We start from the raw sequence: 23864 nt of genomic DNA, 5'->3' as shown, positions 1-23864 counted from the left end.
GTGGGATCGTGGTCGGGTGACGACGCTTGAGGACCTGGCCCGGCTGCGCCGGGCCCGCGACCTGATGGACCGCGAGTACGCCGAACCGCTCGACGTGCCGGCGCTGGCCCGCGTCGCCCTCATGTCGGCGGGCCACTTCTCCCGCAGCTTCCGTGCCGCCTACGGGGAGACGCCGTACAGCTACCTGATGACGCGCCGCATCGAGCGCGCCATGGCGCTGCTCAGGCGCGGCGACATGAGCGTCACCGAGGTCTGCTTCGCGGTCGGCTGTACCTCGCTCGGGTCGTTCAGCACGCGCTTCACCGAACTGGTCGGCGAGAGCCCGAGCACCTACCGCGAGCGCGACCACTCCGACGGCGCCGCGATCCCGGCCTGCGTCGCCAAGGTGTACACCCGGCCGGTCCGGGGCGGCTAGGGGGTGTCGTTCGGATCAGGCCGGCTCCAGGCAACGGTGCCTTGTGGCCGAGCGACCCCGGCCTGATCCGAACGACACCCCCTGGTCCGTCAGGAACGGAGAAGCGACGCCCGCGCCACCGCTCGTAGCGTGACGCGCATGGACATCAACCTCTCGCAGTGCTTCATAGCCGTCGACGACCACGACAAGGCGCTCGCCTTCTACCGGGACGTGCTCGGCATGGAAGTCCGGGGCGACGTCGGTTTCGAAGGGATGCGCTGGGTGACCGTCGGTTCCCCGGCCCAGCCCGACGTGGACATCGTCCTCGAACCCCCGCTCGCGGACCCCAACGCCTCGGCCGCAGACAAGGCAGCCATGGCCGAACTCCTGGCCAAGGGCCACCTGCGCGGCGTCATCCTCACCACCGACGACGTCGACGCCACCTTCGAGCACATCCGTGCCGCGGGCGCCGAGGTCCTCCAGGAGCCGGTCGACCAGCCCTACGGCGTCCGCGACTGCGCCTTCCGCGACCCGGCCGGCAACATGCTGCGCTTCAAGCAGCCGCGCAAGGGCTGAGAAGTCGGGTGTTTGCCGTGGGAGGCAGGGGGCAGGCGCAAAGTCAGTGCTTCGGACAGGAGGCACGTCCGTGGGAGCGGCGCGACGCCGCCACGGATGCGTCCGAGCGGAGCCGGATGTCCTCCCACGGTGACCGCCCGACCCCAGGGCCGCGTCGTCGTACCGGTGCCGTCCGCCGCACGCGCCGGAGGCCGTCCGCATGACGGTCGCCTCCCCCGCGGGCCGCACCGACCGGACCCTCGTCCGGCGCGACGACGGGACCCCGCGCTCCGAGGGAGTTGCGACGCACCATGCCGATCCACGCCAGTGTGAAGCACCCGCACGACGACGCCCCCGACACCGCCGACGCCTTCCGCAGGCTCGGCACCCTTCCCGACGGTCCCGAGCGTGACGCGGTCCGCGACCGGATCGTCGAGGCATGGCTGCCCATGGCCGAACGGCTGGCGGGACGGTTCCGCAGCCGCGGCGAGAGCTACGAGGACCTGCGCCAGGTCGCGGCCCTAGGCCTCGTCAAGGCCGTCGACCGGTACGATCCCGAGCTCGGCAACGCCTTCGAGAGCTACGCCGTGCCGACCATCACCGGCGAGATCAAGCGCCACTTCCGCGACCACATGTGGACCCTGCACGTACCCCGCCGGGTCCAGGAACTGCGCAACCGGGTGCGCTTCGCCCGCCAGGACCTGTCCCAGACCATCTCCGGCCGCGGGCCCACCGTCACCGAGATCGCCGAACGCGCCGACCTCAGCGAGGAGGACGTCCGCACCGGCCTCGAAGCGCTGGAGAGCTTCACGGCCCTGTCCCTGGACGCCGAACTCCCCGGCAGCGAGGACGGCTACTCGCTGGGCGACGCGCTCGGCGCCCCCGACCCGGCGCTCGACACGGTCGTCGACCGCGAGGCCGTCAAGGACCGGCTGGCCGCGCTGCCCCCGCGCGAGCGGGCCATCCTCTACATGCGCTTCTTCGACGACATGACCCAGAGCCGCATCGCCGAACAGCTCGGCATCTCCCAGATGCACGTCTCCCGGCTGATCAGCCGCTGCTGCGACCGGGTGCGGGAGCAGGTCATGCGGGAACCGGGACCCGAGAAGGGGGCGTGAAACCTCGGGCTCACCCGCCCGGACCCTCCGTTCGCGCGAACGGCGCACGGTGACGGGCGGCGCCGGGCCGGCCGGGCTGTGATGGCCGAGGGGCGCGAGTGCAGTGCCCCGCAAGCCGTCGCTCGAAGGAGCCCGTCCCATGCGCCGCACCGCCCGCGCCCTGTCCGCCGCCGTCCTGGCCAGTGCCGCCCTCGGTGTCGGCGCGGGGGTCGGTGCGGCCGACCCGGGCGTCCCACCGCCTCCCGCCGACGCCGGGGAACCCCTGGCCCCGCCGTCCGCCGACGACTCGGCCGCCCTACCTCCGCCGTCCGCCGGGGAGGCCGTCGCGCCGCCCTCCGGTCAGGCCGCCGCGCGGGTCAGTCCGGCGGCCGCCGCGCCGGGCGACACGGTCACCGTCTCGGTCTCGTGCGGTCCGACCGGCGGGTCCGCGCCCGCGACTCTCGACGCCACCTCGGCGGCCTTCGAGGAGGGCACCGTCGCGCTGCGCAAGGTGGCGGACGACGGGGGCACGACGTCCGGGCCGACCTACCGCGGCACCGCACGCATAGCCGCCGCGGACCCCACGTCCGAGCGCCCCGAAACGAACTCGGCAGACCCGAAGGAGGCCGCGCCCCCGGAGGACACCGCGGGCACCGGCGGCGCGGCGGGTGCCGGAGACGCGGCGGGTGCCGGAGACGCGGCGAGGGCCGGGGACGCGGCGGAGACGGAGGACACGGCGGGCACCGGGGACGTGGCGGAGACCGGGGACGCGGCGGGCATCGGGGACGCGGCGGGGGCCGAAGACTGGGCGGAGACGGAGGACCCGGCCGGGGTCGCCGACGACTGGACCGTCGACGGCGCCTGCCCGGACTCCTCGGGCGGCGAGGCCGGCGATCCCTGGAGCGCGACGATGAGTGTGCCGGAGGAGAGCGGCGCCGGTGCCGGTACCGGTGCGGGTGCGGGTGCCACCAAGCCGGGGTGCCAGGAATCCGCCGCTCCCCGCGCGGGGACCTCCACGCACGGCACGCCCTGCACCCCCACCAAGCCCGCGTGCCCCGAACCCACGGCCCCGCGCGGTGAGTCCGCCACCCAGGGCACGCCCTGCGGCGGCGCGTCGGCGGAGCACGGGGTGCGGGCCGGTGCCGGCGGCACCTTCGGCGACTCCGTCCCCGCCCTGGTCGCCGGGGGCGTCCTGATCGCGGGCGCGGCCGGTGCGGCGGCACACCGGCTGCGGCTGCACCTGCGCGGGGAGGCCGGGAAGCGCTGACCCTGCGCACCTGTGACACACGCGACCGCAGCCGGAGCCATGGCGGGGCGGCACGCTGGGTACGGGGATCAGCGAGCGCGAGCGAGCAACGGGGCCCGCCGGAAACGGGCCCGACGGAGACTGGCCACGGCACGAAGAGACGGCACGGACCGCGCGGAGGTACGCATGCGGCGCACGGACCCCGAAGGCTCGCCCACGGGTACGACCGACCCGGCCACGCGGTCCGGCGGCGCGCTCCGAAGCGCCGGTGGCTTGGCCACGGGGTTCAACAGCTCGGGCGAGGCTCCGGCTGGCCCGGCCAGGGGATCGGGTGGTCGGGACGGGGGAGTTGGTCGTTCCCCGACGGGTCCTGGTGCCTTCGCCTCGGGTGTCGGCGTTCCGGCGACGAACCCTGTGGGTACGGCCACAGGGGCAAGCAGCCTGGCTACGGGTCCCGCCGGTTTGGGCGAGGGCCCGGTCGGTTCGGCCAGGGGACCGGGTGGTCTGGGCGAGGGGGTTGGTTGTTCCCCCACGGGTCCCGGTGGCTCCGCCACGGGGGCGAGCACCTTGGCCACGGATCCCGCCGGTTTGGGCGAGGTTTCGGCCGGCCCGGCCAGGGGATCTGGCGATCTGGACGGGGGAATTGGTCGTTCCCCCACCGGTCCCGGCGGCTTCGCCACGGGGGCGAGCAGCTTGGCGACGGGTCCCGCCGGTTTGGGCGAGGGTCCGGTCGGTTCGGCCAGGGGACCGGGTGGTCTGGGCGAGGGGGTTGGTTGTTCCCCCACCGGTCCCGGTGGCTTCGCCCAGGGTGTCGGGGGTCCGGTGACGGACCCAATGGGTACGGCCACGGGGTCGAGCAGCTTGGTCGGAGGGTTTGGGGGGTCGGGTGGGGAGTCCGGAGGCTTGGCAGCGGGGGGCAAGGGTTCGGCGAGAGGTCGTGGTGGCTCGGGCAGGGGTTCTTGCCGTGGGGACGGGGAGCCCGGTGGCTCGGTCGCGGGCGCCGGCGACTCCGTGACAGAGTCCGGCGGCGCTCCCGATCGGCGTGGTGGCCCGGCGCTTCGGGGTGGTGTCGGGGCGGGGGCCTCCGGTGGGGCGGTCGGCGGACACGGTGGGTCGGGCAGCGGATCCGAGGGGCGCCACACCGGGGGGCGTTCCGGTGGTACTTCCGGCGTGGGCCGACCCGGCGCCGTGGGGCACGGGCCCGTTCGTTACGGGCCGCACTTTCCCGGTGACGGGCTCCCGGTGCTGCCCGAGCTGGCCGCCGTGCTCGCCGCCGCCGCGGGCCGCCCGCACGGTGAACCGGCCGGCGGCGCCCCCGCCCTCCTGGAGGCCGCCAGCGGCTACTGGGACCGGCGCGGTCTGACCACCGACCCGGGACACCTCGCCGCCGCCCCCGGCGCGGGCGCCCTGCTGCTGGCGCTGACCGCCGCGCTGGGCGGCGACGTCCTGGTGCCCCGCCCCTGCGCCGCCTGGTGGGCACCGTACGCACGCCTGCTGCGCCGGCCCGTGTTCCACGTACCGACGCCGGCCGAGTCCGGGGGCGTACCCGACCCGTACGCCCTCCTGGAGACGGTGCGCCGGGTCCGCGCCGAGGGCGGCGATCCCCGCCTGCTCGTGCTGTCCGTCGCGGACGACCCCACCGGCACCGTCGCCCCGCCCGAGCTGCTGCACGAGACCGTCGAGGCCGCCGCCGGCGAGGGACTGCACCTGGTCAGCGACGAGACCTGGCGCGACACCCTGCACGACCCGCACGCCACCGTTGTCCTCAGTCCCGCCGAGATGCTGCCCGACCGGGTCACCGTCGTCACCGACCTGGCCGGCGCGCTGCTCCCGGCCGCCTGGCCTGCCGCCGTCGCCCGCTTCCCCGCGTCCGCCGCCGGCAACGGCCTGCACGCGCGCGTGCTCGACGTGCTCACCGCGCTCGGCGCCCGCGTCGCGGCCCCCGTCGCCGCCGCGGCCGGGTACGCGCTCGACGAACCCGAACCGGTCACCACCCGCCGTGCGGCCTCCGTACGTCTGCACGCGCGCGTGGCCGCCGCCGTGCACGCGGCCGTCGTCTCCGCGGGCGCCACCGCCCGGCCCCCGCAGGCCGGCCGCCACCTCTACGCCGACCTCGGTCCGCTGCGCGACGCGCTCGGCGCCGAGGGCGTCGGCGACGCCCAGGAACTGGAGGACTTCCTCACCGCCCGGCTCGGCGTCCCCGCCCCCGGCGGCCACCGCTTCGGCGACGACCTGCCCGCCCTGCGCGTCCGGCTCGCCACCGGCCCCCTGCTCGACGCGGGCACCGACGAGCGGCGGGCGGAATGCCTCCGGTCCCCGGACCCGTTGGAACTGCCACACGTGCAACGCGCGTTGACCGGTCTGAAGACGGTCTTCGACGGTCTCCGCGACGCTCAGCGATGGGAGACCCCTCGATGACGCAGCAGCCCCGGTCGACCACGAGCACCCCCACGTCCGCCGAGAACACTCCCAGGGCCGCCGACGAGACCCACGCGGCCCCCGGCCATCCGCCGCTCGCCGCACCCCGGCCGCCGGCCGAGCACCGGGTGTGGCCGCGGACCTTCCACGACCGGCTGACCGCGCCACTGCCCGGCCTGAAGGCCCTCGCCAGATTCGCCCGTGAGGGGGCGGTGAGACCCGGCCCCGCCGGACTCGCCGACGTCCCGCGGCTGCCCTGCGCCCCCGGGCCGCTGCCCCGCGTGGACGCCCGCACCGTCGCCGTCACCTGGGCCGGACACGCCAGCTGGGTGGTGCGGATCGGCGGCCTCACCGTGCTCACCGACCCGGTCTGGTCCCGCCGGATCCTCGGCACCCCGGCGCGGATCACCCCCGTCGGCGTCCCCTGGAGCGCCCTGCCCCGAGTCGACGCCGTCGTCATCAGCCACAACCACTACGACCACCTGGACGCCCCCACCCTGCGCAGGCTCCCGCGCGACACCCCCGTGCTCGTGCCCGCCGGTCTCGGCCGCTGGTTCCACCGCCGCCGCTTCACCCGCGTCACCGAGCTGGACTGGTGGGAGGCGACCGAGCTGAACGGGGTCAGGTTCGACTTCGTCCCGGCCCACCACTGGTCCAAGCGCAGCCTCACCGACACCTGCCGCACCCTGTGGGGCGGCTGGGTGCTCACCGACCCCGACGGCCGGCGCGTCTACTTCGCCGGCGACACGGGATACGGCCACTGGTTCGGTCGCATCGGCCGCCGCTACCCCGGCATCGACCTCGCCCTGCTCCCCATCGGCGCCTACGACCCCCGCTGGTGGCTCAGCGACGTGCACTGCGACCCGGAGGAGGCGGTACGGGCCGCCCAGGACGTCGGCGCGCGCCACATGGCGCCGATGCACTGGGGCACGTTCGTGCTCTCCGCGGAACCGGTGCTGGAGCCCCTCACCCGGGTACGCGCCGCCTGGCAGCGGGCCGGCCTGCCCCGCGAACGACTGTGGGACCTGCCGGTCGGCGCCTCCCGGGTGCTGGAATAGCGCACCCGGCCCGCCCCCGTCGGGCCACCTCCACCGGCCTACGCCTTCGCCGGCCCCCGAAACCGCCGCCACAGCCCCGGCGCCACGCTGACCAGCACGGTGAGCGCGATCGCCGCGGCCACGCCCTCCCACGGCTTGCTGAACAGGGCGCCGCTGAGGACGCCGATCAGCTGGTACGTCGCCGCCCAGGCCAGGCAGGCCGGCAGATTGCCCCGGGCGAAGCGGCGCAGCGGCCATTTCGCCAGCAGACAGGCCAGCATCACCGGAATCCGGCCGGCCGGCACCAGCCGGGAGAGCACCAGCACCGCCACGTCGTGCTCGGCCAGCTTCTCCTGCGCCTGCTCGAGGCGGTCCTCCGGTGCCCGGGACCGGATCGCCTCCAGCCACCGCGAGCCGTTCTTCGAGCCGACCCCGCGCCGGCCCAGCCAGTACAGCGCCATGTCCCCGCAGAACGCGGCCAGCGACGCCGTCGCGAAGACCATCAGCATGGCGAACGGCAGCGTCTGGTGCATCGCCACCACCGCCGCCGAACTGACCAGCGCGCCCGTCGGCACCACCGGCACCAGCGCCCCGATCAGCACCAGCAGGAACAGCGACGGATAGCCGAGCGCCTGCTGCGTCGGCTCCGTAGGTATGTTCAGCGTCGCGGCCCCCAGCCAGCTCACCGCGCGACCTCCACCCGCACACTCTCGCCGTGCCCCAGCCGGTGCACCGCCACTCCCGGCGCGCGCAGCGCCGACAGGCGCACGAACTCCTGGCCCGGCGTGTGGAACTCGTGGGGGCGCACGGCGTCCATCCCGATCGGCCAGTACGTGCCGTAGTGCACCGGCACCGCCGTGCGCGGCGCCAGCCGGGCCAGCGCCTCGGCCGCCCGCCCCGCGTCCAGGTGCTCCGCACCCAGGTACGGGCCCCAGCCGCCGACCGGCAGCAGCGCCGCGTCGATGGGCCCGACCTCCTTCTCCATGCCGTCGAACAGACCGGTGTCCCCGGCGAAGTACGTCCGTGCCTCGCCCTCGACGACATACCCGAGCGCGGGGGCGCGGTGCCGTCCGACCGGCAGCCGCCGCCCGTCGTGCCGCGCGGGCACCGCCCGTATCCGCAGGTCGCCGACGGTCGTCTCGTCGCCCGGCGCCACCTCGGTCAGCTCCAGGTGCCCGAGCCGGCGCAGCCCCGGCACCGCCCGTCGTGCGCCCCGGGGCACGAGCAGGCGCGTGCCCGGCGCAAGCCGCGCGAGCGACGGCACGTGCAGGTGGTCGGCGTGCAGGTGGGACACGAGCGCCACGTCGGCACGCCAGGCCTCCGGCGGCGGCACCGCGCCCCGCCTGCGGCGCAGGTGGGCGAGCCGGCGTACGAACAAGGGGTCGGTGAGCACGCGGATGTCCGAGTCCTCGACCGTGCAGGTGGCGTGACCCCACCACGTGAGCTCCACCGGCACCTCTTTGCCTCCTTCGCGCGACTCCCCGAAGCCTACGTCCAGGAGTAGGGTCGGCGGCGAAAACGGGAGGTGACGGGAGGTGAGGGGGGACACCATGGGGCCGGTGCGGGTGACGGCGATCGCGAGTCTGACGCCACTGGAACAGCTGGACGACGATCCCTTCCTGGTCGACTCCCGCAGCCAGCACGCCATGTGCGCCCGCTGGGCCGCCGAGCACGGCTACGTCGTCGCCCGGCAGCTGCTGGTGCGCCGGCTGCGGCACGACCACGACGCCCTGTGGGACGGAGTGCGTCCCGGGCAGGACCTGTTCGTGGCGCCCAGTCGCCGGGTGCTGGAGAGCGCGCTGTCCTCCGTCGACGACTTCACCGCTGAGTGCGCGCGGCGCGGCGTCCGCGTGGAGACCGTGGGCCACGCCGAACCGTCGTACGACGCCCGGATGAAGGCGTGCGTGCACCGCCGGCTGTCGATGCCGACGGCCGGGTACGACGGCCGCTGACCACCACCCCGGGGTGTGAACCGGACCCGGGGGGACAAACGGACACTCCGGAGCGTTGTGGCAGGGTGGGGAAGGCCCGCACGGACGACGGGCCGGGGACGTGAGGTGTGCGGGACGTGAGCGGAGGCCGTTGGCGCCGGGTCGCCAGCCAGATCGGGCGCAGTGTCGCGGTGTGGGCCGTGTCCACCCTCACCATGCTCGTGCTCGCCGGGATCCTGCCGGACTTCCGGCTCCAGTCGCCCGACGGCGACAGCGCGACCGACATCGCCATGACCGCCGCCGTCGGCGCCGGCGCCTTCGGTCTGCTCTCCGCCCTGGTCTGGCCGCTCATGGTCCGCCTGCTGCTCCTGGTGCCGGCCCTGGTCCTCGGCCTGCTGGTCTTCTTCCTCAACGGCGGGCTGCTGCTCCTCGCGATCGACGTCAACCCGGCCGGACGCGGCGGCGTCGCCCCCGAGACGGCGGTCGTGGTGGCCGCCGTCATGTCCGCCGTCGCCTCCGCCACCGGCGGCGCCCTGGCCGTGCGCGACGACGACGCCTACCGGCGCCGCCTCTACCGCCTCGCCGACCGCCGCCGCAGATTCGGGCCGCCCTGCCCGGCCGGACCCGGCACCGTCTTCCTGCAACTGGACGGCGTCGGCCACGAGGTCCTGCTGGACGCCGTCGACCGCGGCGTCATGCCCACCGTCGCCCGCTGGCTCGGCCGCGACGGCACCTCCGCCACCCACCGGCTCGACCCCTGGCGCACCGACTGGTCCAGCCAGACCGGCGCCAGCCAGCTCGGCATCCTGCACGGCAGCAACCACGACGTCCCCGCGTTCCGCTGGTACGAGAAGGACACCGGCGAGGTCATGGTCAGCAACCGCCCGACCAGCGCCGCCGAACTCCAGTACCGCGCCGTCGAGCGCACCGGCGACGGCGGTCTGCTCAGCCTCGACGGCGCCAGCCGCGGCAACCTGTTCGGCGGCGGCGCCGACGAACAGGCCCTCGTGCTGTCCATAGCCGCCCGCCGCCGCAGCCGCGAGACCCGCTCCCGGGCCGGCTACTTCGCCTACTTCTCCGACCCGGCCAACGCCGTGCGCACCGCGATGTCCTTCGTCGCCGAGGTGTGCCGGGAGATCGGCCAGTCCACCCGCGCCCGCCTCCACAAGGTCCGCCCGCGCGTCTCCCGCGGCGGCCTCTACCCCCTCGTCCGCGCCTTCGCGACCGTCGTCGAGCGCGACGTCGTCGTCGCCGCTGTGATGGGCGACATGCTCGCCGGCCGCACCTCCGTCTACGCCGACCTGGTGGCCTACGACGAGGTCGCCCACCACTCCGGGCCGGGCAGCCGGGACGCCGCCAAGGTCCTCCAGCGGCTCGACCGGGCCCTCGCCCTGATCGAGAACGTCGCCGAGCACGCCCCCCGCTCCTACCGGATCGTGGTCCTCTCCGACCACGGCCAGAGCCCCGGCGAGACCTTCCGCGCCCGCTACGGCCTGACCCTCGCCGACCTGGTGCGGGCCGGCTGCGGACTGCCCGTGCCGCGCAGCGCCCGGCGCACCCGCAGCGGCGCCGAGGCGCGCAACACCGTACGGGCCGCCCTGCACCGCCCCGTCGAGGAGGGTGCCGAACAGCAGCGGCCCGCCGACACCCCCACCGGACGCCGCTCCGAACCGATCGTGCTGGCCTCCGGCAACCTGGGCCTGGTCTCCTTCCCGGACGTCCCGCACCGGATGTCCCGGGAGGAGATCGACGCCCGGCACCCCGCCCTGCTCCCGACCCTCGCCAACCATCCCGGCATCGGCTTCCTGCTGGTGCGCAGCGAGGAACACGGCGGTGTCGTGCTCGGCGCCCGCGGTGCGGAGGTGCCCCTGGACCGGCTCGGCGAGGACCCCGGCCCGCTCGCCCCCTTCGGCCCCGGCGCCGCCGACGCCGTACGCCGCACCCATACCTTCCCGCACACCGCGGACATCATGGTCAACTCCTTCCACGACCCGGCCGACGGCGAGGTCCTCGCCTTCGAGGAGCAGATCGGCTCCCACGGCGGGCTCGGCGGCGCCCAGTCGCACGCCTTCCTGCTCTCCCCGACCGTGCTGTCCGCGCCGGCCGGCCAGGGCGAGGAACTCGTCGGCGCCGAGCGCATCCACCGGGTGCTGCGCCACTGGCTGCGCGAGTCGAACGGCCCCCAGGTGCCGGTGCAGGCGGAGGATCCACGGCCCAACGTCGTCGAAGGCGCACCTTTTCCGGTCACGGACGGGTTCGTACAGGACAAAAGCGCCTGATTTGGAACAAGGCAGGACCGTGCCCGACCATGGGCGGGTCCGGCGATCCCGGACCCGTTCCATGAGAGGCGCACCACCCCATGCACGTCACCGGGACCGTCCCCCCACCGGCTCCGGAACCGCGGGAGACCCCCGCGGCCCCCGTATCCGAGAGCACCCGGCACGCCCGCCGCTTCGGGCTCCCCGTCGCCACCGCCCTGGTCATGGGCAACATCATCGGCGGCGGCATCTTCCTGCTCCCGGCCTCCGTCGCCCCGTTCGGCACCATCAGCCTGCTCGCCTTCGGCGTCCTGACCGTCGGCGCCATCGCGCTCGCCCTGGTCTTCGGCCGTCTCGCCGCCCGCGACCCGCGCACCGGCGGCCCCTACGTCTACGCCCGCGGCGCCTTCGGTGACTTCGCCGGGTTCCTCGCCGCGTGGGCGTACTGGATCACCACGTGGGTGTCCAACGCCGCGCTCGCCGTCGCCGCCGTGGGCTACCTCGACGTCCTGATCCCGGTGAACGGCCACCGCTGGACCGCCTGCCTGGCCGCCCTCGTCATCCAGTGGCTGCCCGCCCTCGCCAACTTCGCCGGCACCCGCTGGGTCGGCGCCGTCCAGCTCGTCTCCACCGTGCTGAAGTTCGCGCCGCTGCTGCTCGTCGCCGTCGGCGGACTGTTCTTCTTCGACCCGGACAACCTCGGCCCCTTCAACGCCAGCGGCTCCAGCGGCATCGGCGCGGTCTCCGCCGCCGCCGCGATCCTGCTCTTCTCCTACCTGGGCGTGGAGTCCGCAGCCGTCAGCGCCGGCGAGGTCAAGGACCCGCGCCGCACCGTCGGACGGGCCACCGTCATCGGCACCGCGGGCGCCGCCCTCGTCTACCTGCTCGGCACCCTCTCCGTCTTCGGCACCGTCGCCCACGACCGTCTGGTCACCTCGGACGCTCCCTTCTCGGACGCCGTGAACGCCATGTTCGGCGGCGCCTGGGGCGGCTGGGCCGTCGCGCTGGCCGCCCTGGTCTCGATGACCGGCTGCCTCAACGGCTGGACCCTGCTCAGCGCCCAGACCCCGTACGCGGCAGCCAAGGACGGCCTCTTCCCGGCCGTCTTCGCCCGCAAGCGGCGCGGGGTGCCCACCGTCGGCGTCGGCGTCACCGTGGTCCTCGCCTCGCTGCTCACCGTCTACAACTACACGTCCGGCTCGGCGAAGGTCTTCGAGGTCCTCGTCCTCGTCACCACCTTCACCGCCACCGTGCCGTACCTGCTGGCCACGGCCGCCCAGCTGTTCCACCTGCTCTCCGGGCAGGGCGAGAAGGTCGACCGGGCGCGCCTGGTCCGGGACGGCGTGATCGCGTCGGTCGCGGCGGCCTTCTCCCTGTGGCTCGTCGCGGGCGCGGGCTACGCGGCGGTCTACCAGGGCGTGCTGTTCCTGTTCGCGGGCGTGCTCGTGTACGCGGTGATGGCGGCCCGCAGGCGGCGCGCGGAAACGTCCGGCGCCCCGTAATTCGGCTGCGCGGCACCCCGGCGGGCACGCACACTGGGCCGGTCACCTCCCGACCCCCTCTCCCGCCAGGAGCCCCTGCGTGCAGGCAGCCGTCACCGTCACTCCCGCCCGCCTCCCGGAACTGCTGCTCGGCCTCGCCACCGTGCGGCCGGTCTTCCTGTGGGGCGCACCCGGCATCGGCAAGTCCTCCCTGGTGAGGAACTTCGCCGACTCGCTGGGCCTGGAGTGCGTGAGCCTGCTCGGCACCCAGCTCGCGCCGGAGGACCTGATCGGCGTCCCGCAGATCCGGGACGGCCGGTCGGTGTTCTGTCCGCCCGAGGCCATCGCCCGCGACGAGCCGTACTGCCTCTTCCTGGACGAGCTGAACGCGGCCACCCCGGACGTGCAGAAGGCGTTCTACTCGCTGATCCTCGACCGCCGCATCGGGAACTACGAACTCCCCAAGGGCTCCATCGTCATCGGCGCCGGCAACCGCGCCACCGACAACGCGCTGGCCCGCCCCATCGCCTCCGCGCTGGTCAACCGGCTCACCCACGTCCACCTGGACGCCTCCGCCAAGGACTGGCTGGTGTGGGCCGGCGAGAACGGCATCCACCCGTGGATCACCGACCACCTCACCGACCGCCCCGACCACCTGTGGTCCAAGCCGCCCAAGACCGAGGAGCCGTTCTCCACCCCGCGCTCCTGGCACATGCTCTCCGACGCCCTGCACTCCTTCGGCCGGGACCTCGACGAGGAGACCCTGAAGGTCCTCGCGCACGGCACCCTGACCCCGGCCCACGCGACCGCCTTCTGCGGCTACGTCAAGATCGTCCGCAGCCGCTTCGGCATCGAGGCGATCCTGAGGGGCGAGGCCCGCTGGCCCCACCGCCTCGAGGACCGCGACCTGCTCTACTACCTCGCCGAGTCCTTCCGGGGCCGCCTGGTCAAGGAACTGCCCGCGAGCAAGGAGCACATGTCGGCCAACGGCCGCCAGACCGCCTACCGCGCCAAGTCGCTGCTCGTGCAGCTCGCCGAGATCTCCGTCGAGGTCGCCCAGAGCGTCATCGCCTCCGACGCCGACGGCAACCCGCTGCTGCCCGCCTGGTTCCTCGTCGAGGCCGCCCGCGACATGCCCCGGCTGGTGGAGGCCCGCCGGTGAGCCGCACCCGCAGGCAGAAGCAGCAGCAGAAGAAGAAGGACCCGGCCGCCGAGGACTGCGCCAAGGGCGTGCAGCTGGTGTGGGCCAACCCGGCGCTCGCGGCCATGGAGGTCAAGCTCTGCCGGGAAGAGGAGTGCGAGGTCGCGCCCCGCCACGGACTCGCCCGCGTCAGCTCCAACGGCCGGGTCCACCTGAACCCCACCCGCCACGCCGAACCCGCCGACTGGGCATGGGCCATCGCCCACGCCCTGATCCACCTCGGCTTCGGTCACGTGCCCGCCGCCAACGGCGAGCGCGTCCAGCCCGACCGCTACGACCTCGCCGCCCGCTGCACCGTCGTCAACCGCTTCCTGCAGACCTTCCCGGTCGGCCGCACCCCGGACCACCTGCCGCCGACGTACCCCGACGGCGACGAGGAGCGCATCGCCGCAGCCTGGCGCCGCGAGGGCGGCATCCCCGCCGCCTACGAGCACTGCGGCACCGCGGGCGGCGACCCCGACCAACTGCTCGTCACCTGGGACGGCTGGAACCTCCAGGTCCCCGACTGGCAACTGGCCTTCGCCCACGCCCTGACCCGCACCATGTCCACCGCCCTCGACCTCGCGGGCGGCCGCCGCGACGCCATGCTCGGCGGCCCCACCCGGCTTCAGCCCTGGCAGCGGGCCCTGAGCTGGTTCGTCTCCTCCTACCCGCTGCTCGGCGGCATCGCGGCGGGCATCACCCTCGTCGCCGACGCCGAACTCGCCCGCACCCACGGCATCTCCGTCGCGGCCGTCAACGCCGAGGCGGGGGAGATCTACGTCAACCCCCTGCGCCAGTACGACGACGAGGAATGGCGTTTCGTCCTGGCCCACGAGATGCTGCACGCCGCCCTGCGCCACGGCGACCGCTGCGGCACCCGCGACCCCTACCTCTTCAACGTCGCCTGCGACTACGTCATCAACGGCTGGCTCGTCGAGATGCAGGTCGGCACCATGCCCGAAGGCCTGCTGCACGACCCGGAGCTGGCCGGGCTCTCCGCCGAGGAGGTCTACGACCGCATCGCCGACGACCTGCGCCGCATGCGCCGCCTGTCCACCCTGCGCGGCAAGGGTGTCGGCGACATCCTCGGCGGAGAGCCCGGCTCTCCCCGCGACCACGTCGACCTCGACGGCTTCTACCGCCGGGGCCTGGCCCAGGGCTTCGACCTGCACCAGCAGCAGGGGCGCGGCTTCCTGCCCGGCGGCCTGGTCGAGGAGATCCGCGCCCTCAGCCATCCGCCGCTGCCCTGGGACGCCCGACTCGCCCGCTGGTTCGACGAGTACGTGCCCCGCCCCGAGCCGGTCCGGTCGTACGCCCGCCCTTCCCGGCGTCAGGCCGCCACCCCCGACATCCCGCGCGCCGGACGGTACTTCCCCCCGGAGGAGATCGCCCGCTGCACCTTCGGCGTCGTCCTGGACACCTCCGGCTCCATGGACCGCACCCTGCTGGGCAAGGCGCTCGGTGCCATCGCCTCCTACGCCGGGGCCCGCGACGTGCCCGCCGCCCGGGTCGTGTTCTGCGACGCCGCGCCCCACGACGCCGGATACCTGCCCGTCACGGACATCGCCGGGAGGGTGCGGGTGCACGGCCGCGGCGGCACCGTCCTGCAGCCAGGCGTGGATCTGCTGCTGCGCGCCGACGACTTCCCGCCCACCGCGCCGGTCCTCGTCATCACCGACGGCTGGTGCGACGCGCTGCGGGTGCGGCGCGAGCACGCCTACCTGATTCCGCAGGGCGCGCGGCTGCCGTTCACCGCCCGAGGGCCGGTCTTCCGGGTGAGCTGAGCCGGAGTGTGATCGGATGGGGGTGGGAACCCGGCCGCCGGGCTCCCACCGCCCAGCTACAGCAAGAGAATTCGAGAGGAACCGCCGTGGCAACCACGCGCTCCGCACACACCGTCTGGGAAGGCAACCTGTTCGAGGGCAAGGGTGTCGTCACCTTCGACTCGTCCGGCATCGGCGAGCAGCCGGTGTCGTGGCCGTCGCGCGCCGAGCAGGCGAACGGCAGGACCAGCCCCGAGGAGCTGATCGCCGCCGCCCACTCCAGCTGCTTCTCCATGGCGCTGTCGAACGGCCTGGCCGGCGCCGGCACCCCGCCCACCAAGCTCACCACCTCCGCCGACGTCACCTTCCAGCCCGGTGAGGGCATCACGGGCATCCACCTCACCGTGGAGGGCACCGTCCCCGGCCTCGACAACGACGCGTTCGTCGCCGCCGCCGAGGACGCCAAGAAGAACTGCCCGGTCAGCCAGGCCCTGACCGGCACGACCATCACCCTGTCGGCCAAGCTGGCCTGACCCCGTCGCCCCGCGCCCTCCAGCACGTGCACGTCCCGTGCCGGAGGGCGCGGGCGGTCCGGCGCGGCCGGGACTCAGCGCCCGCCGGTCAGCAGCATCGGGCTGGGAAGGCCCGTCGCCCCCTCCTCGTAGCCGACGGCGGTGACGCCCCGCGGGGTCCAGGCCACCGAGGTCAGGTACCGGCCGCCGTCCGTACCGCCCGGCGGCACGGACGGCCGGGACCACCGGCCGTGGCGCAGCCGCATCACGTACGGGGTGCCGTCCGGCTGTTCCCCGGCGACCGCCACACCGGCGGGTGCGAGGGTCAGGTCGTTCACGCGACCGGCGTCGGCGGGCGTCGGCACCTGCTTCCAGGAGCGGCCGTCTCAGTGCGCGAGCAGCGCGTGCCCCGGGTCCTCGTCGTCGACCAGCTTCCGGCCCGCCGCCCAGACGTCGTTCGGCCCGCGGGCCTCCAGGTCCGTCAGTTCGCCGTTGACCCCGTCGTAGGGGACCGGTACGCGGGACCAGGAAGAGCCGTCGTAGTGCAGCATCGCGGGCCGGTCGTCCATGGTGTAGCCGGAGACCCACACGTCGTCGTCGGCGAGGGCGGTGACGGAGTACGTCCACAGCGAGGTGGCGTCCGGTACGGGCACGAGGTGCCACGCCTCGCCGTCCCAGTGCTGGAGCATCGCCTCCGCGTGCGTCTCCTGGATCGTCCCCCCGGGCTTGTTGGGGTTGGGCACCTCGCTGTCGACGACGATGAGCCAGCCGACCGCCCACACGTCGTCGGCAGTCCGTGCCGACACGTCCAGCAGTCCCGCACCGGCGAGCCGGATCCCCTCCGGCGCCGGCGCGTCGACCACCCGCCACTCGGTGCCGTCCCAGTGCTGGGTGAGGAAGGCCCCGCGCGACTCCTCGTACAGACCGACCGCCCAGGCGTCCTCCTGGGACACGGCGTCGATCGAGCTGATCTGGTTGGCGCGGTCGGCGAACGCCGGCATCGGGATCTCCCGCCAGGACCTCTCGTCGTCGTCGCGGGCCAGCAGCAGCGGCGTCCTGGGCTGGACCTTGCCCTCCTGGCGGGCCTTGACCCCGTAGGCCCAGGTGGTGTCGCCGTCGACCCGGGTGACGCCGGTCAGCGCCGCGTGGCCCACGTCCGTCAGGTCCGCGGCGGACCACCGGGCACCGGCGTGCGCCGTGGCGGCCGGTACGGTGACCGCGGCCAGGGCCAGGACCGCGACGGCGGTTCTCGTTCGTAGGCGTATTCCACTCATGGTGGGCTCTCCCGCTGTGTTCTCGTGCCGTACGTCCGTACTCCTTCTCAATGCGGTGGCCCGGGCAGGCTGTTGCGGCGTCCGCCACTTTTTCCGGCCCCGGATTCGGCCGGCCGGGCGGGTCAGGAGCCCGCGCGTTCCCAGCCCCGCCGGTCCGGGCGCGGCCCCAGCTGCCTGGGGTCGCGCGACCGGTAGACCACGTACGGGCGGGTCAGGTACTGCAGGGGCGCGCTGAACATGTGCACCAGACGCGTGTAGGGCACCAGGGCGATCAGCACCATCCCGACCACCGCGTGCACGTGGTACAGCACCGGCACGCCCTCCATCAGCTCCGTCTTCGGATTCAGGGTGAACAGGCTGCGCGACCAGGGGGCGATGGTGCTCCGGTAGTCGTAGCCGTTGCCGGAGGTGTCGGAGAGTTTGGCGATCATGCCCAGGAGCAGGGCGCCGAGCAGGAAGACGTACATGAGCTTGTCGTTGGCCGTGGTGGCGCGGAAGACCGGCGCGTTGGTGCGGCGCCGGTAGATCAGGATGCCGATCCCGGCGACCGCGAGGACCCCGGCGAAGGTGCCGCCGTACAGGGAGAACAGGTGGTACGCGTGCTCGTCGATGCCGATGGCCCGTGTCCAGGACGCCGGAATGAACAGACCGATCAGATGGCCGGCCAGCACGAAGAGGATGCCGTAGTGGAAGACCGGTGAGGCGATGTTGAGCAGTTTGGACTCGTAGACCTGCGAGGAGCGCGTCGTCCAGCCGAACCGGTCGTAGCGGTGCCGCCAGACCAGGCCCGCGATCAGCAGCGCGAAGGCGGCGTAGGGCAGGACGCCCCACAGGAAGACGTTCATCGGCGGGCTCCGGTGGGTGCGGGCGGCAGGGTGGCGCACACGGCGTCCAGGACGCACGCGTAGGGCGTGCCGAAGGCGGTGAGCCGGGAGCGCAGCTCGTCGAGGGCGTCGCGGTGCTCGGTGAGCATGGTCATGTCCCCGGTGCGGGAGACGAACTCCAGGACCGCCGGCAGGAAGTCCGGCAGTTCCTCCCCGGTGAACTCCAGGCCGTGCGCGCGGTACAGCTCCTTGAAGCGGACCAGGGACATCCCACGGTTGCGGGTGTCGCCGTCGGTCCACCAGCTCAGGTACAGGCTGTGCCGGTTCTTGAAGTCGAAGACCTCGACGTAGTGCGCCTGGAGTGCGCCCTGCTCCGTCGCCGCCGCGTGGTCGGTGAAACCGCGCAGTTGCGGTGCGGCCTCCCGCAGCAGGGGAAGCCGGGCGCGGAAGTCGTCGTCGGGATACGTCAGACAGAGCGCCGCCGCCTGGTACAGCACCTCGAAGCCGGGCATCGGATCAGACCTCCCTCTCGTCGTCGGCGGTCTGCCGCCTGCGCAGGATGTGGAAGTTCTCCACCGGTACCAGCGGCAGCCGCTTGCGCCCCGAGTCCTGGCCGAAGGGCCCGTCGCCGCCCATGCCGGGCCCGCCGTCGGTGTCCAGGCTGCACGTGTCCGGCAGCGCGGACGCCTCCAGCCGGTGCGCGTCCCCGACGGCCGCCGTCGGGATCACGTACCGCTCCTCGTACTTGGCGAGCGCCAGCAGCCGGTACATCTCCTCGATCTCCGCCGCTCGCATGCCGACGCCCTCGCACACGGCCGGATCGGGTTCCTCCCCGAGGTTGACCGACCGCATGTGGGCGCGCATCGCGGCCAGCTTCTCCAGCGAGGCCCGCACCGGTCCGGTGTCACCGGCCGTGAACAGCTCGGCCAGGTACTCCAGCGGGATGCGCAGCGTGTCGATCGCGCCGAACAGGTTGTCCGCGTCCTCGCCGTCGTGCCCCGTCTCCGTCAGCGCGTCGACTACCGGCGACAGCGGCGGGATGTACCAGACCATCGGCATCGTGCGGTACTCCGGGTGCAGGGGCAGCGCCACCTTGTACTTGCCGACCAGCGCGTGCACGGGGGAGCGGCGGGCCGCCTCGATCCAGTCGAACGGGATCCCGGCCTCCTCGGCGGCCCGCCGCACCTCCGGGTCCTCCGGGTCCAGGAAGACACCCAACTGCGCTTCGTAAAGGTCGCGTTCGTTCGGGGTCTCGGCGGCCTCGGTCACCTTGTCGGCGTCGTACAGGACCACGCCCAGGTACCTGAGGCGGCCCACGCAGGTCTCGGAGCAGACGGTGGGCTGACCGACCTCGATGCGCGGATAGCAGAAGGTGCACTTCTCCGCCTTGCCGGTGCGGTGGTTGAAGTACACCTTCTTGTACGGGCAGCCGGTCACGCACATCCGCCAGCCCCGGCAGCGGTCCTGGTCGACCAGGACGATGCCGTCCTCCGAGCGCTTGTACATCGCCCCGGACGGGCACGACGCCACGCACGACGGGTTCAGGCAGTGCTCGCAGATGCGCGGCAGGTAGAACATGAACGTCTCTTCGTAGGCGAACCGCACCTTCTCGGAAGCCTGTTGGCGGGTGCGCTCCACCATCGGGTCCAGGTCGCCGTAGGCGGGGGCGCCGCCCAGGCTGTCGTCCCAGTTCGAGGACCAGCCGATCTTCATCGGCTTGCCGTCGAGCTGCGAGACGGGCCGGGCGACCGGGTAGTCGGTGCCGAGCGGGGCGTCGGTGAGGTTCTTGTAGTCGTACGTCCAGGGCTCGTAGTAGTCCTTGATCTCCGGGAGCCTCGGGTTGGAGAAGATCCCGGCGAGTTTCCTGAACCGGCCGCCCGCCTTCAGCTTCAACGCGCCGCGCCGGTTCAGCTCCCAGCCGCCCCGCCACTTCTCCTGGTCCTCGTAGCGGCGCGGGTAGCCCTGTCCGGGGCGGGTCTCGACGTTGTTGAACCAGACGTACTCCATGCCCCGCCGGTTGGTCCACGCCTGTTTGCAGGTGACCGAACAGGTGTGGCAGCCGATGCACTTGTCGAGGTTCATGACCATCGCGACCTGGGCCATCGGGCGCATCAGTACTCGACCTCCTGGGAGCGGCGCCGGATCACGGTCACCTCGTCGCGCTGGTTGCCCGTCGGGCCCAGGTAGTTGAACGCCCAGGACAACTGGGCGTAGCCGCCGATGAGATGGGTCGGTTTGAGGAGGAGGCGGGTGAGCGAGTTGTGGACGCCGCCGCGTTTCCCGGTCGTCTCCGTGAGCGGGACGTTGACCGTGCGTTCCTGGGCGTGGTGCATGTAGACCGTGCCCGGTGGCATGCGGTGCGAGACGATCGCGCGGGCCACGACGACGCCGTTGCGGTTGACCGCCTCGATCCAGTCGTCGTCGGCGACCCCGATGGCGGCCGCGTCCTCGGCGGACATCCAGATGGTCTGACCGCCGCGGGACAGCGCCAGCATGAACAGGTTGTCCTGGTACTCGGAGTGGATGGACCACTTGTTGTGCGGGGTGAGGTACCGGACCGTCACCTCGCGGTGCCCGTCGGGGCCGAGCCGCGGTTCGCCGAACAGCCGGTGCATGTCCAGCGGCGGCCGGTACACGGGCAGCGCCTCGCCCAACTCGTGCATCCAGTCGTGGTCGACGAAGAAGTGCTGGCGCCCGGTGAGGGTGTGCCAGGGCTTGAGGTGCTCGGTGTTGAGCGTGAACGCCGTGTAGCGCCGCCCGCCGGCCTCGCTGCCCGACCACTCCGGCGAGGTGATCACCGGCACGGGCGCCGCCTGGGTGTCGGCGTAGGTGATCCGCTTGCCCTCGTGCTCGGCGGCCAGGTGGGCCATCTCCTGCCCGGTCCTCGCCTCCAGGGTGTGGAAACCCTGGGTGGCCAGACGGCCGTTGGTGGTGCCGGACAGGGAGAGGATGGTGTTGGCCGCCTTCACCGCCGTGTCCAGCGCCGGACGTCCGTCGGCCGGGCCGCCGCGCACCGTGCCGTTCAGGTCCCGCAGCCGCGCCACCTCCTCGTCCGGCCGCAGGGTGATGCCCTTGGCGGGCAGCCCCTTGACCTCCACCAGCGGGCCCAGCGCCGCGAACTTCGCCCCGATCGCCGTGTAGTCGCGCTCCATGACGACGAGGTTCGGCATGGTCTTGCCCGGCTCCGGCTCGCACTCCCCACGCCGCCAGTCCCGTACGACACCGCCCGGCTGGGCGATCTCGCCAGGGGTGTCGTGCTGGAGCGGGGCCGCCACCAGGTCCTTGCGGACCCCGAGGTGGTCCTCGGCCAGCTCGCTCAGCTTCTCGGCGAGGAGCTTGAAGGTGTCGAAGTCGGTGCGCGCCTGCCAGGGCGGGTTCACCGCCGGGGAGAAGGCGTGCACGTAGGGGTGCATGTCCGTGCTGGACAGGTCGTGCTTCTCGTACCAGGTCGCGGCGGGCAGCACCACGTCCGACAGCAGCGTGGACGAGGTGTGCCGGAAGTCCAGCGACAGCAGCAGGTCGAGCTTCCCCTCCGGTGCCTCCTCGTGCCAGACCACGTCACGGGGCCGCTCGCCGGGCGCCGCCTGCTCGGCGCGCAGCGAGGACTGGGTGCCCAGCAGGTGCTTGGTGAAGTACTCGGCGCCCTTGCCGGAGGAGCCGAGCAGGTTGGCCCGCCACAGGGTCACGATCCGCGGCCAGTTCTCCGGCGCGTCCGGGTCCTCGCCCGCGAACCTCAGCGTCCCCGCCTGCAGTTCGGCCACCGCGTTGGCCACCGGATCGCCGAAGGTCTCGCCCAGCTCCAGCGGGTTGCGGTCGAAGGTCGGGTACGAGGGCATCCAGCCGGTGCGCGCCGACAGGGCGAGGCAGTCCGCCCCAGCCATCCCGGCCAGCCGCCCCTCGCCCAGCGGGGAGGCGAGGACGTCGGCGCGGAAGCGGTCGTAGCGCCACTGGTCGGTGTGCAGGTACCAGTACCCGGTGCCGATCGCCTGGCGCGGCGGGCGCGACCAGTCGGAGGCGGCGGCCAGCGACGCCCAGCCGGTCACCGGACGGCACTTCTCCTGGCCCACGTAGTGCGCCCAGCCGCCGCCGTTGCGGCCCTGGCAGCCGGTCAGCTGGAGCAGGGCCAAAAAGCCCCGGTAGATCGTCTCGGAGTGGAACCAGTGGTTGGTGCCCGCGCCCATCAGGATCATGCAGCGGCCCTTGGACCGCTCCGCCGTCCGCGCGAACTCCCGGGCGATGCGCACACAGGCCGCCGCCGGGACCGAGGTGTGCGTCTCCTGCCAGGCGGGGGTCGCGGGCGTCTCGGCGTCCTCGTACGACGCCGGCCACTCGCCCGGCACGTCCGGCCGCGCCACGCCGTACTGGGCCAGCATCAGGTCGAACACCGTGGTCACCAGCGGCCCGGTCGCCCCGCCGAGCCGCGTGGCCGGGACGCCCCGGCGCAGCACGTCCCCGCGCCCCTGCCCGTGTGTGCCGCCCTCGGTGTCGAAGCGGGGGAGGAGTACCTCCACGCCGGACGCCATCTCGTGGCCGTGCAGGCTCAGCCGGGGCCGTATGTCGCCCAGGTCCAGGTTCCATTTCCCCCGGTCGGCCTCGTTCCAGCGGAAGCCCAGCGAGCCGTTCGGGACCACCGCGCGGCCCGTCGCCTCGTCCAGGACCACCGTCTTCCAGCGGGCGTCGTCACCGCCCTGCCCCAGGTCGGCGGCGCGCAGGAACTTGTCCGGGACGAACGCCCCGTCCCGTTCGGTCAGCGTCACCAGGAACGGCAGGTCGGTGAAGCGGCGCACGTAGTCGTCGAAGAACGGGGTCGTCCGGTCGACGAAGAACTCCTTGAGCACCACGTGCCCCATCGCCATCGCCAGCGCCGCGTCCGTCCCGGGATGCGGGTGCAGCCACTGGTCGGCGAACTTGGTGTTGTCGGCGTAGTCGGGCGAAACCACGACCACCTTCTGGCCCCGGTAGCGGGCCTCCGCCATCCAGTGCGCGTCCGGCGTGCGGGTCACCGGCACGTTCGTGCCCCACATGATCAGGTACGCCGCGTCCCACCAGTCGCCGGACTCCGGCACGTCCGTCTGGTCGCCGAAGACCTGCGGGGACGCCACGGGCAGGTCGGCGTACCAGTCGTAGAACGACAGCATCGGCGCGCCGATCAGCGAGTGGAAGCGGGCGCCCGCCGCGTGCGACACCATCGACATCGCGGGGATCGGCGAGAACCCCGCGATGCGGTCGGGACCGTGGGTGCGGATCGTGTGCACGTGCGCGGCGGCGATCATCTCGACCGCCTCGTCCCAGCTCGCCCGGACCAGGCCGCCCTTGCCGCGCGCCCGCTGGTAGCGCCCGCGGCGCTCCGGGTCGCCCTGGATGTAGGCCCAGGCCAGCACCGGGTCCGTCAGCCGCGCCTTCGCCTCCCGGTACATCTCCAGGAGCACCCCGCGCACGTACGGGTAGCGCACCCGGGTCGGCGAGTACGTGTACCAGGAGAACGCCGCTCCCCGGGGGCAGCCGCGCGGCTCGTACTCGGGGCGGTCCGGGCCCACCGACGGATAGTCCGTGGCCTGGGTCTCCCAGGTGATGATGCCGTCCTTGACGAACACGTTCCACCGGCACGAACCCGTGCAGTTCACGCCGTGCGTCGACGTCACGACCTTGTCGTGGCTCCAGCGGTCCCGGTAGAAGGCGTCCGACTCCCGCCCGCCGACCAGCCCGATGCTGTGCAGGTCGGGTGCGGCGGTGCCCGGCCGGAAGAACCGTCCCGCGCGCAGCAGCGCCGCGCCCGGCTCGGTGGGCGGTGTCCGCGTCTCGGTCACGTGCGCTCCCTTGCTCGCCCTGGTTCCCGAACCTAGGGGCGGGCGCGGGAGCGCACCCGTTCGCGGCGCCCGTACGGGTCAGCA

At 73.5% G+C, this 23864-nt stretch carries 20 protein-coding genes; 12 read left to right on the top strand and 8 right to left on the bottom strand.

Going from position 1 to position 23864, the window contains the following annotated elements; genetic code table 11:
• The first annotated feature begins 16 nt into the window (after positions 1-16).
• The 6 genes from D1J63_RS05760 to D1J63_RS05735 all read left to right on the top strand — a co-directional run bounded on the left by D1J63_RS05760 (position 17) and on the right by D1J63_RS05735 (position 6768).
• Positions 17-415 (top strand): helix-turn-helix transcriptional regulator, encoded by a 399-nt coding sequence (locus tag D1J63_RS05760; protein WP_102929259.1) that lies wholly within the window; start codon positions 17-19, stop codon positions 413-415.
• Positions 416-553: 138 nt separating this feature from the next.
• Entirely contained in the window at positions 554-970 is a 417-nt protein-coding gene (locus D1J63_RS05755; protein WP_102929260.1) for a VOC family protein, read from the top strand.
• Positions 971-1260: 290 nt separating this feature from the next.
• The gene (locus tag D1J63_RS05750; RefSeq protein WP_125628013.1) at positions 1261-2067 is read left to right on the top strand and encodes an RNA polymerase sigma factor SigF; all 807 of its coding nucleotides are present in this window, start codon (positions 1261-1263) and stop codon (positions 2065-2067) included.
• Between the two features lie 139 nt (positions 2068-2206).
• The gene (locus tag D1J63_RS36880) at positions 2207-3313 is read left to right on the top strand and encodes a hypothetical protein (protein ID WP_125628012.1); all 1107 of its coding nucleotides are present in this window, start codon (positions 2207-2209) and stop codon (positions 3311-3313) included.
• Between the two features lie 1149 nt (positions 3314-4462).
• Entirely contained in the window at positions 4463-5710 is a 1248-nt protein-coding gene (locus D1J63_RS05740) for an aminotransferase class I/II-fold pyridoxal phosphate-dependent enzyme (protein ID WP_125628011.1), read from the top strand.
• Positions 5707-6768: an MBL fold metallo-hydrolase gene (locus tag D1J63_RS05735; RefSeq protein WP_125628010.1), complete on the top strand. Its 1062-nt coding sequence runs from the start codon at positions 5707-5709 to the stop codon at positions 6766-6768. The genes D1J63_RS05740 and D1J63_RS05735 overlap by 4 nt, the downstream gene beginning before the upstream one ends.
• A 38-nt stretch (positions 6769-6806) precedes the next feature.
• Here the strand turns inward: D1J63_RS05735 and D1J63_RS05730 are convergent, their stop codons facing one another.
• The gene (locus tag D1J63_RS05730; protein ID WP_125628009.1) at positions 6807-7433 is read right to left on the bottom strand and encodes a VTT domain-containing protein; all 627 of its coding nucleotides are present in this window, start codon (positions 7431-7433) and stop codon (positions 6807-6809) included.
• Positions 7430-8203 (bottom strand): MBL fold metallo-hydrolase, encoded by a 774-nt coding sequence (locus D1J63_RS05725; protein WP_164712729.1) that lies wholly within the window; start codon positions 8201-8203, stop codon positions 7430-7432. The genes D1J63_RS05730 and D1J63_RS05725 overlap by 4 nt, the downstream gene beginning before the upstream one ends.
• A gap of 94 nt (positions 8204-8297) precedes the next feature.
• Here D1J63_RS05725 and D1J63_RS05720 point away from each other — a divergent pair, with 94 nt between their 5' ends.
• The 6 genes from D1J63_RS05720 (at position 8298) to D1J63_RS05695 (ending at position 15896) form a co-directional block, all read left to right on the top strand.
• A complete protein-coding gene (locus D1J63_RS05720) occupies positions 8298-8699 on the top strand; it encodes a hypothetical protein (protein ID WP_102932455.1) in 402 nt (133 codons plus the stop codon).
• Between the two features lie 116 nt (positions 8700-8815).
• The gene (locus D1J63_RS05715) at positions 8816-10957 is read left to right on the top strand and encodes a phage holin family protein (protein ID WP_241235518.1); all 2142 of its coding nucleotides are present in this window, start codon (positions 8816-8818) and stop codon (positions 10955-10957) included.
• 80 nt (positions 10958-11037) lie between these two features.
• Entirely contained in the window at positions 11038-12438 is a 1401-nt protein-coding gene (locus D1J63_RS05710; protein ID WP_125628007.1) for an amino acid permease, read from the top strand.
• Positions 12439-12517: 79 nt separating this feature from the next.
• Positions 12518-13579, top strand: coding sequence for a MoxR family ATPase (locus D1J63_RS05705; RefSeq protein ID WP_125628006.1), 1062 nt, complete (start codon positions 12518-12520; stop codon positions 13577-13579).
• A complete protein-coding gene (locus tag D1J63_RS05700; protein WP_125628005.1) occupies positions 13576-15384 on the top strand; it encodes a hypothetical protein in 1809 nt (602 codons plus the stop codon). Before D1J63_RS05705 ends, D1J63_RS05700 begins: the two co-directional genes overlap by 4 nt.
• 86 nt (positions 15385-15470) lie before the next feature.
• The gene (locus tag D1J63_RS05695) at positions 15471-15896 is read left to right on the top strand and encodes an OsmC family protein (protein ID WP_125628004.1); all 426 of its coding nucleotides are present in this window, start codon (positions 15471-15473) and stop codon (positions 15894-15896) included.
• 74 nt (positions 15897-15970) lie between these two features.
• Here D1J63_RS05695 and D1J63_RS05690 read toward each other — a convergent pair whose 3' ends face one another.
• From D1J63_RS05690 to D1J63_RS05665, 6 genes are all read right to left on the bottom strand, one after another.
• A complete protein-coding gene (locus D1J63_RS05690) occupies positions 15971-16213 on the bottom strand; it encodes a hypothetical protein (protein WP_125628003.1) in 243 nt (80 codons plus the stop codon).
• A gap of 48 nt (positions 16214-16261) precedes the next feature.
• Positions 16262-17149 (bottom strand): hypothetical protein, encoded by an 888-nt coding sequence (locus D1J63_RS05685; RefSeq protein ID WP_125628002.1) that lies wholly within the window; start codon positions 17147-17149, stop codon positions 16262-16264.
• Positions 17150-17271: 122 nt separating this feature from the next.
• On the bottom strand, positions 17272-17994 hold the full coding sequence (narI, locus tag D1J63_RS05680; RefSeq protein ID WP_125628001.1) for a respiratory nitrate reductase subunit gamma: 723 nt from the start codon (positions 17992-17994) through the stop codon (positions 17272-17274).
• Complete coding sequence (gene narJ / locus D1J63_RS05675; protein ID WP_102932275.1) at positions 17991-18485, bottom strand: nitrate reductase molybdenum cofactor assembly chaperone; 495 nt, start codon at positions 18483-18485, stop codon at positions 17991-17993. Before narJ ends, narI begins: the two co-directional genes overlap by 4 nt.
• A 4-nt stretch (positions 18486-18489) precedes the next feature.
• Positions 18490-20085, bottom strand: a complete 1596-nt coding sequence (narH, locus tag D1J63_RS05670) for a nitrate reductase subunit beta (RefSeq protein ID WP_125628000.1) — start codon at positions 20083-20085, stop codon at positions 18490-18492.
• The gene (locus D1J63_RS05665) at positions 20085-23780 is read right to left on the bottom strand and encodes a nitrate reductase subunit alpha (RefSeq protein ID WP_125627999.1); all 3696 of its coding nucleotides are present in this window, start codon (positions 23778-23780) and stop codon (positions 20085-20087) included. Before D1J63_RS05665 ends, narH begins: the two co-directional genes overlap by 1 nt.
• Between the last annotated feature and the right edge of the window lie 84 nt (positions 23781-23864).

The sequence above is a fragment of the Streptomyces sp. KPB2 genome (assembly GCF_003950055.1).
GTDB lineage: Bacteria > Actinomycetota > Actinomycetes > Streptomycetales > Streptomycetaceae > Streptomyces > Streptomyces salinarius.
This window is presented reverse-complemented; position numbering and strand designations above follow the sequence as displayed.